We start from the raw sequence: 15309 nt of genomic DNA on the forward strand, positions 1-15309 counted from the left end.
TCTATCGTCTATAAAAGTCTTTGCTGTCCCTCGGCCGTGTACGCATACCCCAAATGCTCATACGCCGATTTAGTGGCAACACGTCCCTGCGGGGTGCGGTCGAGGAAGCCGAGTTGCAGAAGATACGGTTCAACCACATCCATGATCGTATCCTGCTCTTCGCTGATCGATGCGGCAATCGTGTTCAAACCTACGGGGCCGCCATTGTATTTTTCGATGATGGTCTTCAGCACGCGGCGATCCACATCGTCGAGCCCGAGAGGGTCCACCTGCAACAGATCCAGCGCTTCTCTCGCAACGGATTGCGTGATCGTCCCGTCCGCGCGGACTTGGGCATAGTCGCGGACACGCCTTAGCAAACGCAACGCGATACGCGGAGTCCCACGCGCACGCCTCGCTACTTCACTGATGCCTGATTCATCGGCTGGGACTTTGAGCATCCCTGAGGCCCTTGCCACAATCTTCCTCATGGACTCAATATCGTAATAATCCAAGCGATAGACGGCACCGAATCTTGCCCGTAGAGGAGCTGTCACCAACGCCAAACGCGTCGTCGCCCCGACCACTGTAAAGCGCGGCAGTTTCAAACGAATGGAGCGCGCCGAAGGTCCCTTACCAATGACGATATCCAGCGAGTAATCTTCCATCGCGGGATACAGCACCTCTTCGACAGCACGCCCGAGGCGATGGATCTCGTCAATGAACAACACATCCCCTTGACGGAGATTCGTGAGGATGGCAGCCAGGTCGCCTGCGCGCTCGATGGCAGGTCCCGCCGTTACTTTGACGTTGACTCCCATTTCATTGGCAACGACATGTGCAAGGGTTGTTTTGCCAAGACCGGGAGGGCCATAAAACAAAACATGGTCGAGCGCTTCTTCGCGTTTGCGCGCCGCAGAGATCAGGATGCCAAGATTCTCTTTGACTTGGTCCTGACCAATGAGGTCATCCAGTTTTTGCGGACGGAGAGCATTATCCACGCGGTCGTCGGGTTTGGATTCGGGGTCGAGGGGACGAGGTTTAGGCATAGGGGAATTATAAGGGATGAATGATGAAGGATGAAGGTGGAAAGAGCAGGCCGAAAAGAAGAGAAAGTTAATTGAGCAGAATCAGTTTTCAGCTAAGAATGAAGCGGCCCTTCATCCGCAATAAAATACAGGGACGACTGAAAAATAATAGTCGTCCCTGCAAATAATGCTCTTCGGCAGTCTGGCAATCGTGGTCACACTACTTACGATGACGGTAGACCCATGACTTTGCGTCACTACCTTTCGATAGTTTTGCCTTTCGGATGGCCGGTCGGTCTTGATCAGCGCGCGTCTGATTTTAGATGCCTGGCTTTGCGTCACCGCCTTTCGACGGATTGGCTTTTATCGGCAGTCTGGCGATCGTGGCTCAGTTCAGCTTTAGACCCATGACTTTGCGCCGCCGGGTTTTCCCGGGTTAGCTCTTTATCGGAGCAATTTTATTATTGCACTTTTCATTTCCGATTTCAAGCCAACAATTGTTCTAATTATTCAGCGGGCGGGAATGTCACTTCCACGGTCATACCCCATTTGACGCGCGGGTCAGCATCATCCACTTTGATGTAGACGGTGTAGATCACATCACCGTTCTGGGTATAGGATGATTGACTAATGGCAGTGACAACACCGTTCATTGTGACATCAGAGAACGCATCGGCTGTAAATGTGACAGATTGACCAACCGAAACGCCAACCACTTCAAGCTCGGTAATATCTGTCGTTTCAATGATCCATGAAGATGTATCCACAACGCTCACAGCGCGGACATCGGTCCCGACCTGTTCGCCAACCGTGATGGCCACATCAGCCACGATACCATCGAACGGGGCGGTAATAACATAATTGCTTAAAGTGGATTCCGCCGCCTTGACCTGCGCCTGCGCATTATCGAGGCGGGTTTGCGCAAGGGCTAGTTGGTCAGCATTGGCGCCATCAATGGAAAGTTCATATTGGTGCTTGGCTTCTGCTTCGGTAGCGAGAGCGGCATCAAGCGCGGCACGGGCACTGTCACTTTCTCGTCGTATATCCTCAAGCTCAGCGATAGCATTGTCATAATCTTTTTGTGCGGATCGCAGATCATCTTCAGCTGTTTTACGCTTGGAATTATCCTTGTCGAGGTCTTTGTATTTATCGAACTCATCCTGTGCGTCTTCAAGATCTTTCTTACGGTCGTTGACTGTAGACTGTTGTTCGTCGACGCGCTCGGTTACATCGCGAGGATTTACATCATTCCATTCTTTTTGGGCCTCTTCACGTGCGATCTGGGCCTGTTGATAAGCATCCCATGCGGAGGCACGGTTCGCACCACCAGTACGATTGAGCGTATCTAAAGCCTGTTGCGCATTCAGCAATTCCAGGTTTGCGGCAGCAAGTTGCGCCTCAGCCTGGCTTGCACTGGAGAGACGTGCAAGCACATCACCCATACTGACTTTGTCACCGATCTTAACGGCAACATCTTCGACAACACCACGCACTTGGAACGACAAGTTGGTCGCGTGCGCAGGTTTGAGATGTCCTTCTGCAACCACCGCCTCCTTTGACGCAGTAGGCACCACCGAACTGTCACCTTGTGTGGTTGTTGGTTGCTGATTCCCACAGGCGGTCAATGTCAGCGCCAGGATCACGATCAGCATTAATAAAGTTTTTGTTGTTTTCATCTTATACCTTTCTTGATTTCGATAATTCCTTAAGGGCAGGGAGTTCCCACACCTTGAAGCAATCTATTCGTACGCCAATACCTCACGGATTGTGAGACGAGCCGCGTTACGTGCAGGTAAAATGCTCGCAAACGTGGATAGCACTAAAACGAGCGCAAGCCATATGGCATATCCCAGATATGTAAACACCACTGTAATAGGTGTCTGGAATATTGCCAAACTTACAATTGTTGAAAGTCCATACGTAAATGGGATCGATAAAATGATCGCCAAAGCAAAAGAGATCGAGCCGATCACTATGCCCTCGGCAATGACCGTCCGCATCACAGCACGATCATCTGCGCCAATGGCACGTGTGATACCAATCTCACGTGTGCGCTCAAGCACATTCATACCCATCGTCCCTGTCAAGCCCATCGAACCTACGATAGCCGTCAGAACCGCCATGATCAACAGGAACACGACCAGAATGTCGAGGCTTTCTACAGCCGCATCCAACGATGCGCTTCCCGCCTCAGACACGCGGACTTTGTATCCCTTATCACGCATGTATTTATCCAGTTCTTCGGCCTTCGCATTTTGATAGGCACGGTCATGTTGTTCGGTCACAACTCTAAAGGAGAAGGAACGATTCGCCTGATTGTTCATTTCTGAGATGTATTCATACGGAGCATATCCTAGTACACCTTCTTGCGAAACAAACTTGAAGATGCCGATCACCTGCCAGACTTCATCGTGTCCATTGATGCGCATTTTGATATAGTCACCTGCTTTGAGGCCGGGGAACGATTGTGTCAGACTTTCACTCACGGCCATCTTTCTTACATCATCCGTACGCAACCATCGTCCATCAATAAGAAGAGGTTGAACCAATTTACTTTCGGCAGGTGGTCCTAACAACGTGATGTTTTCGATCACATTCTTTTGATCATCCATGAGCTCACCGCTCGCAAACTGCCAACCCTCAACATCCACAACGCCGTCCACATCCATCACCGCTTTTTTGACCTCTTTCAAGCGATACGCCTGATCGAAATCAAGTGTCACATCAGCGCGGAAATATTTCCCGATCTGCCCGATGTAATCATGCAAAGTCACGCGTACATTGAAGACCGAGATAAAGATCGCGCCACCCATGGTAAGCGTGAACAACGTCAACCACAGACGGCTCTTTCTACGGAATGTATTTCTCAATGAAATGATGAACGGACGTGGGATGTGGATACCGCGCGCCGCAAGCAAGCGTGTCACTTTGACTTGTGCCCAATCGAACCAGGAGAGACGCATCTCACCGTCTTTGAACTGGACCTCATCCTCAGCCAGATCTCCGCTGAGAGCTTTTAAGACCGTAATCCGCGATCCATTAATGACAGGCGCAAGACCTGCGATCAATGGAACGAAAAGCCCTACGCCAATTTGAACAATAAACGCTATTGGCACAATACGATACCCCAACAGGCTAAAACTTAACTTGGTTGCAATGAACTCGGCTAGTGCATATGCGCCTCGTCCACCCAAGGGAACGGCGATCAACAAAGCCAGAATACCGAACGCCATGATAAGCGTAAGATACATGCGGAAGACTTGCTTCCGTTGTCCGCCTACCAGCTTGATCACACCAATGTGGCGCAAATGTTGATTCAACAATGCGCTCAACGTATTGGCGATCAACGAACTGGACAACAAAACGATCAAAACACCCAGCGCCAGCAAAATACCCAACACAGCGTTGATCGTGCTTCCCAATGGGTGTTTATGTGTCTCAGAAAATCGAGAGCGGATAACATCGATGTCGCCTCCCTCGATCTTATCCTTTACCTCTCCGCCCACTTCACGAATGTAATGTGGATTGTCGCCGTCTCTTGGGACAGTCACAGGAGCGCTGTTGTACAGTTTTAGTTGCTCCAAGAAACGCAAGACACCTTTCATTATGTAGGCAAATGGGTCGGTGCTGAAATCGCCCACGCTCTCTTCACGGATGGGCTGTAGATCGTCGCCACCGTATGAGACAGTTACAAGGGCGCGGTTATATAACTTTGGCTGGCCCAAGTATTGCAAGGTATCAGTTGAGATATAGGCGAATGGATCGGCGAGAAAGTCGCCCGCACCAGCCGCCGTATCCTGCACGATGCCGACAACCGGCAAGGTCTTTGTGGAGCCATCGGGGAGCTGGAATTCCAGCAAATCGCCTACATTCACTTTCAGGGCTTCGAACGCGTCCTTTTCCAACAGGATTTCGCGCTTGCCAGGCATGGCGGCGCCTTCGATGGGTTTCAACAGATTAATGGTGTTGTCTTCAAAACTTTCGAAAGCGATCACATCGAACGTCGTCCATTTTTCCGTGCCGGGCAGACGCACACGCATATTGAACACACGCCGCGCCTCGGCATCTTCAACATCTCTCTGGTTTCGAATGGACGACAACACATCATCATCGAAATTGGACATGCGCATTTCAATATTTGCAGGGTTATTTGATGCATATGAAATACCCATGTCGTTCGAGATGATCTGGTAGGCACCTGCGATCACACCAATAGAGAACACACCCACTGCAATGGAAAAGACAACCAGCAGTGTGCGTCCCTTATTATCAATGAGATCGTGTAAAACTTTTCGCCAACGAGGTTTCATAATACTTGCCAGACCCAACAAGCCACCGGGCTTGCTGAATAGAATCCTTTACTGTAAGAGTTCAGTTATTTCTGCGCCAGAGTACGGCTTCAACATAACATCCTTGACACCACCGCGCAGGAATTGTGTAACCCGTTCCGGGTTGATCGCGGATGTGAGGATAACTGTCTTCGATGCAAGTCCAGCCGCTGAAAGCGCAGACAGGATATCGGTCAGGGAAAGAGACGCGATGTTTTCATCCACGAGGATCAGGTCAGCAGACGGGAATTTCTTTAGGTCAGTCGATTGAGTCAATTTGACCTTCGTCCCTTTGAGCAGTTCGGTAAAGAGCTTCGCCCAGTCATCGTTATCATCGATCAAAAGAATATTCTTGACGCTTCCCGTTTGAGGTGCTTCCATGTCAACATGAGTTGCGGGCATGACTATGGAAACCGTAGTACCTTTGCCTTCAATGCTGACAAGCCCGATACGTCCCTGTGATTGGGAGATAACGTGCATGGCGGCGGGCAGGCCGAGACCATGATGAGGAAGCCCACGCGTGGAGAAGAATGGCGACCAGGCTTTTTCTGCAACATCCTGAGGCATGCCTGTACCATTATCTTCCACCACGATCTCCAACATGCCGCGCTCTGTTGTGGGACGTGCAGTCACCTTCACAGACTTGGCACCTGACTCAGCGGCATTCTGCAAGACATTGCCAATCGCACGCGTGAGTTGTGTACCGTCTGCGATGACATAAGCCACCGCATCATCGATCTCAACCTTGAGCAGGTTTTCAGGAATATCACGTTGATGTGCGGCTGTTTGTAGAATATCCGCGAACAACACAGGCCGCGGACGGGCTTCACGTACGGCACCGATCAATTGTTCCTTCACTTGGATGATCTGTGTGGCGCTTTCTGAGATCATATCCAGATCTTCGCGAAGCGATTCCACATCCACTTGCCCATCGGCAATCTCTTCACGCAGACGCGCAACGGTGAGCGAGATGGGAAGTGTCTTATTGCCGATCCAATGAATGGCTTCGGTGGTCGCAGTGGTCAACGCTTCGAACACTTTGTTACGCAAGATCTCGTTATGCGCTTCCTTTAGTTCATCAATAAGGCGAGCATTGTTAATGGCAACAGCAAGATGCTCGGCCATGGTCAACAACGTAGTGACATCGTCATCGCTAAAGGCGCGTTCTTCAGAACTTTGAATGGTCACCGCTCCGAGAGCTTTACCGCCATAAATCAATGGTAGTGCCATTTCAGAACGCGTGTGGGGCAAATGCGGATTTTTGAAATGGACACGTTCTTCCCCAACATCCAAGGCAATGCGCGCCTCACCCATCGCAATACAGGCACCAATCATCGAGACAGTGCCGATCTTAAGTTTGTGACCTTCGGCAATCATTGCCTTGCCAGCCTTGCCATACCCAGCACGCAGTACAGCGTATTCGCCAGTTTCATCCAGCAGGAACACACCCGCATAATACAACCCATATGCTTCACAAATAATATTTACGGTATGCGGAAGCAAGGTCTCAAGATCAAGAATGGATGTGACTTCTTTGCCAACGCGATTGGCCGCTTTCAACAAGCGAGAACGGCGCTCAGCTTGCCGATGCAGATTAGAATTTTGAATGGCGATCGCCAACTGGTCCGCCATGGTTTGCAGAGCGGCAATATCCTCATCGTGAAATGCGGCTTCTTCGGTTGACTGCACGGTCAATGCACCGATGACATCCTCGCCTACGATCAATGGAAGCGCCATTTCAGAGCGCGTCTTCGGGAGGTGGGGGTTCTCAAAGAAAAACGCTTCCTGCCCAACGTCCAGAGCGATGCGCCCTTCGCGTCTGGCAATGGCCGCGCCAATCATCGAGTTTCCACCAATGGCAAGCTTATGTCCTTCTGCGATCATTGCCTTGCCAGCATTGCCACGCCCAGATTTGAGAACGGCATACTGCTTTGCTTCGTCAACGAAAAACACACCCGCATAATAAAAATCAAACTCATCGCAGATGATATCCACTGTGCGCTGGAGTAATTCCTGAGGATCCAAGATGGTGGTGATGTTCTTGGCGGCGCTCGCGGCGGCCTTTAATAACGTAGCATGTCTTTGAATATCGCTTGTCATGGTTGCCTCTTTTACTTGTTGTATCTTACTTTTCACTCAAAATCTTTTGGATCAATTCCACCAGGCCCTGCTCACGCCCTTTGACAAAGAACGCGCTCGCGCCACGTGAAACCGCATCCTTTGCGCGGCTTACTTCATCATACGCAGTCAGGATCACAACCGGTAGGTCAGCTTTTTGTTTTTTGAGATCATCCAACAGGTCCAGCCCGGCACCGGTTTTGGGGATCCCATCGAAACCAGGCATATTCAAATCCAACACCGCGATGTTGATCTCATTCTTGCTTTGCGCAAAAGACTCGCTCCCGCTTTTGCAATCGGACGCGGTCAATACGTCGAAACCTGCACGCAAAAGTGTCTTTTCAAGACTGCGCAGGATCAACCTTTCATCATCGACTAAAAACACAGTGGTCATTCATCCTCCTTGGCTATTCTTTTCAACAGGCAAACGCACAGAAAATGTTGCGCCCATTCCAGTTTCACTTTCCAACATGATCTTACCGCCATGCTGGTTAACGATCTGCATCACAGAAGAGAGTCCAAGCCCGGTCCCACCGCTTCCACCTTTTGTAGTGAAAAACGAAACCCAGATTTTTTCCTGAATTTCTTTTGGGATACCAGGGCCGTTATCTTTTATGGTAACCAACACAAAGTCCGGGTCTTCATCACGTTGTCCGTTCACACAAATTTTCGGGTCAGGCGTATTCGTCAACGCCTCCCAAGCATTCTTAATCAGATTATTGAAAACCTGCTCCACCTGTCGTGCATCCACATAGGCGTGCGGCATATCTTCCGACCAATTCAATTCCACAACACCATTCGGCAATCCCATATTCTCCACGGTGTTTGTGATCATCTCACGCAACGAAATCGCCGCGTCATTTCTCTGCCGCGCAGGGCCGATCAAACCTTCTTTGATATCAAGGATCGTCTTCGCGCTATTCTCTGCGATATCCAAATCTTCGATCAAAGACTCGATACTGACTAAAGCTCTGAGACGATTCGGCTTCATCGCGGACATCTCATCGAGCACAGCTTTCAGATCGATACCGGCCATCTCCGCTTCTTCTTTGATCGTTTCAACTGCTTCGGCCAAAACAGCATTTCCCAACGCTGATTCATCCAACTGTCCGATCAAAGCCAGCAGGTAATTCAAATCTTCGCGCACACGTTTGATACTACCGGGAATGGGTGCGGCCTTGTTCCCCACCCAGTGGATGGCTTCACCAGTAGCCGTAGCAATCGCTTCGTAAGTCTTTGTCCGTAACAACTCTGCATTCGCAACTGCCAATTTGTCCATTAGTTGAGCATTGCTCAAGGCAATGGCGATATGGTCAGCCATCACCTGCAGAGACGTAATGTCCTCTTCAGAGAAAGCCTGCAATGAATCACTTTGCACGGTCAGTGCGCCAAGCGCTTCCGATTTAGCGATCAGGGGCAGAGCCATCTCAGAACGTGTATCAGGCAAAAATGGATTCTTGAAGCGCGATTCCTCTCCAGCCGCATCCGAAGCGATCTGCGCTTGTTGCTTCAAGATGGCATTTCCGATCATCGAGTGGTCATCCACCGGCAAGCGGTATTTTTCGTCCATCATCTTTCGTCCAGCAGTACCGTAACCTGCCCGAAGCACAGCCCATTTCGAATCGCTTGATAACAGAAAGATACCGGAATAATAAAAATTGAACTCACTGCAAATAATTTCGACCGTATATTTCAACAAATCATCCAGATCCAAAATGGATGTGACCAACTGCCCCACACGGGCGGCTGTTTCAAGGAGGCGATGCCTGCGTTCGAGCATCGTAAACATGGTCTGATTTTGTTGAAGCAAATATTTATTGCGGTCGACCGTAGAGGTTAATTGACGGATAGTCCCTTCGAACTTTTCAGCCAGTTCCTGTTGATAAGCTTGCAGATGTAATTCTGGCTGTTCAAGCTTTTCAACCTTGCCGTTCAAATATTCTCCAACTTGCATCTTAAAATCATCATCGATCGGTTTAGGGATGAAGCCTACAGCACCTGCCGCTAACGCACGCTCACGGGCACCGTTCGAGAGATCGCCAGAAATAATGACAATGGGCGTATTGGGCAAAATCTTACGAAGACGTGTTGCCGCTTCGTTGCCGGTGATCTGTGGAAGGTTGTTATCCAACAAGATCAAATTAGGGTTGGTCTCTTCAGCAAGTTGCAAACCATCCAATGGGTTCGCGGCTTCAAGCACCACATAGCTTGGGGAAAGCAAACGCCCCACCAGCGCACGGGATTCGTCGCTGTCGGCAATGTAAAGCACCTGAGGAAGTTTGCGTGGGTCCGTCATGGATATAACGATTACTATTTCTTCTTGAACAGAGAGAAGATACCGCGATCCGTTCGGCTATCAACGGCACGATGAGCTTCCAATCGCTCTTGTACGATCTTGCCAACTGCTTCAGCTGTGATCGGGGACTCATCCATCACACGCTTGAAGTCCTCGCGGTTGATGGTCAACAATTCGACAGGGCCGTCGGGCGCGGCTCGCACATTTGCAATGGACTTGCCGCCACGCATCAATTCGATCTCACCAAAAAATTCACCTGGTCCCAAACGAGAAACAACGGTCTCTTCCTTCTTGCGATCCTGCAAGATCACTTCCACTTCGCCTTTGTGGATCATAAAGAAATTTTCAACATGCTCGTCACGAGAAATGATCGTTGCCTTGGCGGGATAGATTTGCGTTTTTGCGATCTTTGAGAACTCCATCATGTGACGATGTCTGAGCCACGGTAGGGACTTCGCGACGGTTTCGTTGATCAGTTCCCCATCAGCAATGATGATGTTGCGTGTGGTGCGCGATGTAAGAGAAGGGTCGTGCGTCACCATGACGACTGTCTTGCCACGTTGTGCCAGTTCTTCGAAAAGGTCAATAATGATGTTCGCGGATTTCGTATCGAGGTTGCCTGTCGGCTCATCAGCAACCAACAACGGCGGGTCACAGGCTAGCGCACGCGCAATGGCAGCCAGTTGTTGCTGTCCTGTTGAGACCAACACAGGCAGTTTGTTGGCAAATTTTTCAAGGCCAACCATCTCGAGCATTTGCATGGCTCGTTTGGGGCGCTCATCGAAGTCATAGAGTTCAGCGTAATCCATCGGGAGCATCACGTTCTCAAGCAATGTGAGCATCGGCATTAACTGGAAGAACTGAAACACGATTCCCAGGTTGCGTCCACGCCACTTCGAGCGTTGGCTTTCTGTAACATTCGTATAAATATCCGTACCACCGATGACCACACGTCCTTCAGTGGGATGGTCAATGCCTGTGATCATATTCAGCAGTGTGGATTTGCCGCTCCCAGACTTGCCAACCACCGAAACAAATTCGCCGCGATTGATCGTCAGGTCCACACCTTTGAGGACAGTGAATTCACCTGCCGCATTCTTGAATCTCTTGATAATGCCGTGCATGTCGATCATGGCATCAGCGGAGGTCATTGTATGTTGGACGGAAACAGCATTACGGGAGGCGCGACGCGAGGCCATCATTTCGTCTCCTCCACTAAGGGCAATGAGTCCAATTCCCCATCTGTAATCCTTAATGTGCGTGTAAATTTCGGGGCAAGGGATTGATCGTGCGTCACCATAATAATGGTCTTGCCGCGATCTTCCACGAGGTGTTGAAAGAGTTCAAAGATGTGATCGGCGGTCACCGAATCCAAGCTGCCTGTTGGCTCGTCTGCGATCAGAACCGGTGGATCATTGGCCAAAGCACGCGCGATCGCTACACGTTGTTGTTGTCCGCCCGAGATGAGGGCTGGGAGTTTATCGGCATGTTCTTCAATTTCCATGAGGCGAAGCAATTCGATGGCTCGCTCACGGGAGCGCTTGGGATGAAAGTTGCCACACAGATCCATGGGCAATGTGATGTTCTCGACAAGTGTCAGCATGGGAAGCAGTTGAAAAGACTGGAACACAACCCCCATTGTTTGGCCGCGCCATAGGGCGATCTTATCTTCTTCCATTTTGTGAACGGACACAGGCGAACCATTTGCATTGACTAACACTTCACCAGAAGTGAGATTATCCACGCCTGTGATCATATTCAACAGTGTGGATTTGCCTGCACCTGACTTGCCCACAATACCAACAAATTCACCAGCACTTACCTGCAAGTTAATACCCTTAAGTGCATCGAAATCGCCAGCCGCAGTGGAATAGACTTTCGCCACATTCTGCAGTTCGATCAACGCTGGTTTGTTCTCAGATGTGTTCTTATTGATAAATTTGGTACGCGAACTAGACACGAATAATCCTCAACTTGTTTTTCTGGATAGGTTAAAATACCCACCTAGGAAAAGATAATAGACAGTGTACAGTATTATAGGATGTCCATTATAATAAGGAAATTACTCCTGTCAATATTGCAGGATTAGAAACAGGTTAGTTGTATGCAGATTGAAAAGAAAAACAAAACAGACCGCCGTATCCAGCGCACGCGACAAGCACTCCGTGCCGCGTTGCTTGAACTCATCAAAGAAAAGGGATACGATGCCATCTCCACCGAGGAGATCACAGAACACGCCAATGTGGGACGCGCCACGTTCTATCTCCATTATAAGGACAAGGAAGATCTTTTGCTCGAGGAGTTTAATGAAATGGCAAACGAAAGGGTGCAAACCCTTTCTGAGATTCCATTCTCAGACTGGTTCCCGATTCAGGAAAACGAAAGTATTTCAACTCGCCCTCTGTTGATGGTCTTTCAACACATCAAGGATAACTCCGAACTCTATTACATCCTTTTGAAAAGCGCCAAGTCAAGCCGCATCGTTGAACGTATTCGCAAGATCAGTACAGAGGCGATCACCAAATTTGTGGAAGCCAAACTCAAGACCGATCCCCTCCCGGTCTTTTTCAATGTTCCTGTTGATTTCTTTGCCGCATACTTCAGCGGCGCCCTACTCAGCACTGTGGACTGGTGGCTGGATGAGGGGATGCACTACACCCCCGAAGAAGTAACAAAACTATTCCGAAGCCTTTTCTTCCAAGGTGCCAAAGAGACAATTGGCCTGTCTGCAAAATAAGATCAGTTCAACTTTAGGCGGATGAATAACCTGCCACTCGCAGTACGAATAACATCATCCGCATTAGCATTTCCCTTTTCCATACGGATTCCCATCGGCTTCGCGGATTGCGGCACATGACGCAGATATTCATACATGCGCGTTTCTACTGCTTTTGCATCCAACTCAAGTTCTGCAAATGCAGTAACAGGTTTTCGCTTTAACAACAAACTTACTTCTGCCCCACCTTGTAAGTTGCGCCACCATTTGCGGTCACGGCTGGTGATCACCCAAAGATAACCACCTTCATGATAATACCCAACAGGCGTAGTGTATTTCTTTCCTGTTTTGCGCCCTGTCACAGTGAGCAACATAATGCCGTCGCTCAACATTCCATGCAACGGTGAACGCAGGACCCAACTCATAAAATCATTTCCTTTCATTTGACAATACCCTCCGATACAAGGATTCTTTCTTCGTACACTAACCAGGTCAGTCCCACCAAATAGAGAATGCGCTGGATGATACCTTTATCTAAAACGAGAACATGATTTTCCGCCAAGCCGAACAACCCTGAAATACCCCCAATCAATAACAGAAAAACGAGACGAATCCGCCGCTCACGACTGGTGGAAACCGTCATAGTCTGCCAAAAGATTCCCAAGCTCATGGCAACCCCTGCAAGAGTAGCAAACAGGGAATGTAGACTCGCTTCTTGAACAGAATATGAAATCGCGGGGTCAATAGATGCGGCACAGAAAATTCCAGACATTAGGATGGACAACCCATAAATCGCGATGAAGAGTAAAAAATACAATTTATTATTCTGGCGAAAATAGGAATACACTCCTGCGGTCAGAATCAGTCCAAAACCAATGAAACCAGCCTGCATGATCCATTTATAGACATGTCCCTGCGAGCCCAAGTCGCTGATCGTGTTTTGCTCCCAACGATAATTCAGTGGAGCAAAGAAATGAGCGATGACGATCACAACAATAAAGAAGATCACCGCGATGAGAAAAGGTCTAGGTTTCATCTACTTACCTGTCTCACGCAGTAATTCCTTTCCACCCATATCAAAGCCAAAGGATAACTTCAAAGCATCCTGCGAGCAGACGGTGATACACGTCTGGCAGAGACTGCATTCTGTGGAAAGCACACGCTGATTATTCAAAACATAGTCGCTGACTCGAATATCCATGGGGCACATCTTTTCACAGGCATCACAGTCATTGCATTGGCCACTTCCTTGCCCGATCTTGATAAGCGAGAAACGCGATGTAACCTTCAATGGAACACTGACAGGACATACATATTTGCAAAAGGCACGATTGTCTTTGAGCGTATACGCCAGCACAATGCCTACGGTGTAATACAACAGGTTGCCGATGATAAACCAAGTCACAGCCACAGATCCTGTTGCCCCTTCACGGAAACCAACTACGTAGAGAAGAAGCAAGACAATGCCAAGGCTGAGACCAAAGTGCAGATAGCGGATCCAGCCAAACCGACGTGGGAGGCGTCCGCTGGGACGTTTGAAAGGAAGCAAGTCCAACACCATCACTGTCCAGCAAGCCCATCCACACCACATCCGCCCAAATAGAAGAGGGCCCACAATCTTGGCGATCATGTAATGGATAACGCCCATCTGGACCACGCCTGTGAGCAAGCCAAAGATAGCACCTTCGATTTGCACGTTCTCACGCCCCATAAAGATCGCAAACCCAACAAGGAAGAGTCCGACGAGAAATAGCGTAAGGCGACGCCCCACAGGTTTTTGTTTTTTGGGAAGCGCGGCATACAATCCGAGTCCAATCCCGAGCGATGTGCCAATGTACCCAAACATAATAAGAGGTTGGATGTATCCAGATGCAGTGAAGCCCCAAATAGCAACACCCCAAAACGCCAGCATGACCACGGCTGGCACGATCAGATTTTTAAATTGAAGGTCAAGTTTTGTAGTTAACATTCTGTCTCACCTTATTCGAGCCCTAACACTCGAATTGTTTTTTCGATCTCGACATCTATAAACGTTTCGACCTGATCACCCAAAAAGCCTGTGAGGTACCCATAGATGAATAGAGAGGTCATTCCATGCATCATGCTCCATGCATACAATGCCAGATGTGTAACAAGTGGGACGTAAGGTAACCCCATCTTCTTCAACGCATCATACTGGGACTTGAGGCTGGTCGGTAATCGAAGAGTAGCCAACTCCCCTGTGATTTTCCCTGCTTTATACGCTTCACCGATAACACCCTGTAGAGCGAGAAAGCTCCTCTGAGCTGATTCTCCAAGCTCAGGAGCAAATTGATATCCTGGTACCGGGGTGCCAAAAAGGAAGAGATATTTCTGCGGGTTATCTGCCGCCCACTGAAAGTAGGCTTTGCTAATGGCACGGAAACTCCCGACATGGTCGTTCTTATCGTATTCATTACGAGCACTTTCCAATGCATCACCAAAGGAAATGAAAGCATCCATCAACAATGCAGTGACCAAGGCGTCACGGTCTTTGTAATAGCGATACAACCCGGGGGCTGTCATCCCCATTTCACGCGCGATTGCACGTAAGGAAAGAGAGGCCGCTCCCTGCTCAGCCACCTGTTTCCACGCCGTGGATTTGATCTCATCAATCGTCTCTGTTCGGATTCGTTCTCTTCGGGTTTGTGTCATCGTCAGCTCGCTTTTTGTTTACAGTGTTTACATTTTATATCTATGTAAACAAAATGTCAAGAGGCGTCAACGCGCGGAGCATGCTCACATGTGTATTGATAAGTCAACAAGCCTTTGATCTCTATTGGACATCCCTGCTCTTTTATTGCCGTACGTAAATCAAGGAGATAA

General features: G+C 49.2%; 13 protein-coding genes and 2 riboswitches. Of the genes, 1 reads left to right on the forward strand and 12 read right to left on the reverse strand.

Annotated elements, in window-relative coordinates; genetic code table 11:
• Nucleotides 1–8: 8 nt before the first annotated feature.
• The 8 genes from ruvB to IPP66_19295 form a co-directional block, all read right to left on the reverse strand.
• The gene (gene ruvB, locus IPP66_19260) at nucleotides 9–1028 is read right to left on the reverse strand and encodes a Holliday junction branch migration DNA helicase RuvB (protein ID MBK9927414.1); all 1020 of its coding nucleotides are present in this window, start codon (nucleotides 1026–1028) and stop codon (nucleotides 9–11) included.
• Between the two features lie 172 nt (nucleotides 1029–1200).
• A riboswitch (cyclic di-GMP riboswitch) is annotated at nucleotides 1201–1295 on the reverse strand.
• A 77-nt stretch (nucleotides 1296–1372) separates the two neighbouring features.
• Nucleotides 1373–1459, reverse strand: a riboswitch (cyclic di-GMP riboswitch).
• 54 nt (nucleotides 1460–1513) lie between these two features.
• Nucleotides 1514–2683: an efflux RND transporter periplasmic adaptor subunit gene (locus tag IPP66_19265; GenBank protein ID MBK9927415.1), complete on the reverse strand. Its 1170-nt coding sequence runs from the start codon at nucleotides 2681–2683 to the stop codon at nucleotides 1514–1516.
• A gap of 63 nt (nucleotides 2684–2746) precedes the next feature.
• The gene (locus IPP66_19270; GenBank protein ID MBK9927416.1) at nucleotides 2747–5317 is read right to left on the reverse strand and encodes an ABC transporter permease; all 2571 of its coding nucleotides are present in this window, start codon (nucleotides 5315–5317) and stop codon (nucleotides 2747–2749) included.
• 48 nt (nucleotides 5318–5365) lie between these two features.
• Nucleotides 5366–7435, reverse strand: coding sequence for a GAF domain-containing protein (locus IPP66_19275; GenBank protein MBK9927417.1), 2070 nt, complete (start codon nucleotides 7433–7435; stop codon nucleotides 5366–5368).
• Nucleotides 7436–7460: 25 nt separating this feature from the next.
• On the reverse strand, nucleotides 7461–7847 hold the full coding sequence (locus IPP66_19280) for a response regulator (GenBank protein MBK9927418.1): 387 nt from the start codon (nucleotides 7845–7847) through the stop codon (nucleotides 7461–7463).
• Nucleotides 7848–9749, reverse strand: a complete 1902-nt coding sequence (locus tag IPP66_19285; GenBank protein ID MBK9927419.1) for a response regulator — start codon at nucleotides 9747–9749, stop codon at nucleotides 7848–7850.
• Nucleotides 9750–9763: 14 nt separating this feature from the next.
• Nucleotides 9764–10951 (reverse strand): ATP-binding cassette domain-containing protein, encoded by a 1188-nt coding sequence (locus IPP66_19290; protein MBK9927420.1) that lies wholly within the window; start codon nucleotides 10949–10951, stop codon nucleotides 9764–9766.
• Nucleotides 10948–11685: an ABC transporter ATP-binding protein gene (locus IPP66_19295; protein ID MBK9927421.1), complete on the reverse strand. Its 738-nt coding sequence runs from the start codon at nucleotides 11683–11685 to the stop codon at nucleotides 10948–10950. Before IPP66_19295 ends, IPP66_19290 begins: the two co-directional genes overlap by 4 nt.
• Nucleotides 11686–11853: 168 nt before the next feature.
• Here IPP66_19295 and IPP66_19300 point away from each other — a divergent pair, with 168 nt between their 5' ends.
• Entirely contained in the window at nucleotides 11854–12486 is a 633-nt protein-coding gene (locus tag IPP66_19300; protein ID MBK9927422.1) for a TetR/AcrR family transcriptional regulator, read from the forward strand.
• A gap of 2 nt (nucleotides 12487–12488) precedes the next feature.
• On the opposite strand, the gene IPP66_19305 is transcribed toward IPP66_19300, so the two are convergent.
• The 4 genes from IPP66_19305 to IPP66_19320 are packed head-to-tail and all read right to left on the reverse strand — an operon-like array spanning nucleotide 12489 to nucleotide 15138.
• A complete protein-coding gene (locus IPP66_19305) occupies nucleotides 12489–12908 on the reverse strand; it encodes a nitroreductase family deazaflavin-dependent oxidoreductase (protein MBK9927423.1) in 420 nt (139 codons plus the stop codon).
• Nucleotides 12905–13501: a DUF998 domain-containing protein gene (locus tag IPP66_19310; GenBank protein ID MBK9927424.1), complete on the reverse strand. Its 597-nt coding sequence runs from the start codon at nucleotides 13499–13501 to the stop codon at nucleotides 12905–12907. Before IPP66_19310 ends, IPP66_19305 begins: the two co-directional genes overlap by 4 nt.
• The gene (locus IPP66_19315; GenBank protein ID MBK9927425.1) at nucleotides 13502–14434 is read right to left on the reverse strand and encodes a 4Fe-4S binding protein; all 933 of its coding nucleotides are present in this window, start codon (nucleotides 14432–14434) and stop codon (nucleotides 13502–13504) included.
• 11 nt (nucleotides 14435–14445) lie between these two features.
• Entirely contained in the window at nucleotides 14446–15138 is a 693-nt protein-coding gene (locus IPP66_19320; protein MBK9927426.1) for a TetR/AcrR family transcriptional regulator, read from the reverse strand.
• Between the last annotated feature and the right edge of the window lie 171 nt (nucleotides 15139–15309).

The sequence above is a fragment of the Candidatus Defluviilinea proxima genome, from assembly GCA_016721115.1.
Taxonomy (GTDB): domain Bacteria; phylum Chloroflexota; class Anaerolineae; order Anaerolineales; family Villigracilaceae; genus Defluviilinea; species Defluviilinea proxima.

Excerpts from the sequence above, each read along its gene's own strand:
- IPP66_19280 (MBK9927418.1), bottom strand. The coding sequence starts at position 7,847 with ATGACCACTGTGTTTTTAGTCGATGATGAAAGGTTGATCCTGCGCAGT.
- IPP66_19290 (MBK9927420.1), bottom strand. The coding sequence starts at position 10,951 with ATGATGGCCTCGCGTCGCGCCTCCCGTAATGCTGTTTCCGTCCAACAT.
- IPP66_19305 (MBK9927423.1), bottom strand. The coding sequence starts at position 12,908 with ATGAAAGGAAATGATTTTATGAGTTGGGTCCTGCGTTCACCGTTGCAT.
- IPP66_19310 (MBK9927424.1), bottom strand. The coding sequence starts at position 13,501 with ATGAAACCTAGACCTTTTCTCATCGCGGTGATCTTCTTTATTGTTGTG.
- IPP66_19315 (MBK9927425.1), bottom strand. The coding sequence starts at position 14,434 with ATGTTAACTACAAAACTTGACCTTCAATTTAAAAATCTGATCGTGCCA.
- IPP66_19270 (MBK9927416.1), bottom strand. The coding sequence starts at position 5,317 with ATGAAACCTCGTTGGCGAAAAGTTTTACACGATCTCATTGATAATAAG.
- ruvB (MBK9927414.1), bottom strand. The coding sequence starts at position 1,028 with ATGCCTAAACCTCGTCCCCTCGACCCCGAATCCAAACCCGACGACCGC.
- IPP66_19265 (MBK9927415.1), bottom strand. The coding sequence starts at position 2,683 with ATGAAAACAACAAAAACTTTATTAATGCTGATCGTGATCCTGGCGCTG.
- IPP66_19300 (MBK9927422.1), top strand. The coding sequence starts at position 11,854 with ATGCAGATTGAAAAGAAAAACAAAACAGACCGCCGTATCCAGCGCACG.
- IPP66_19285 (MBK9927419.1), bottom strand. The coding sequence starts at position 9,749 with ATGACGGACCCACGCAAACTTCCTCAGGTGCTTTACATTGCCGACAGC.
- IPP66_19320 (MBK9927426.1), bottom strand. The coding sequence starts at position 15,138 with ATGACACAAACCCGAAGAGAACGAATCCGAACAGAGACGATTGATGAG.
- IPP66_19275 (MBK9927417.1), bottom strand. The coding sequence starts at position 7,435 with ATGACAAGCGATATTCAAAGACATGCTACGTTATTAAAGGCCGCCGCG.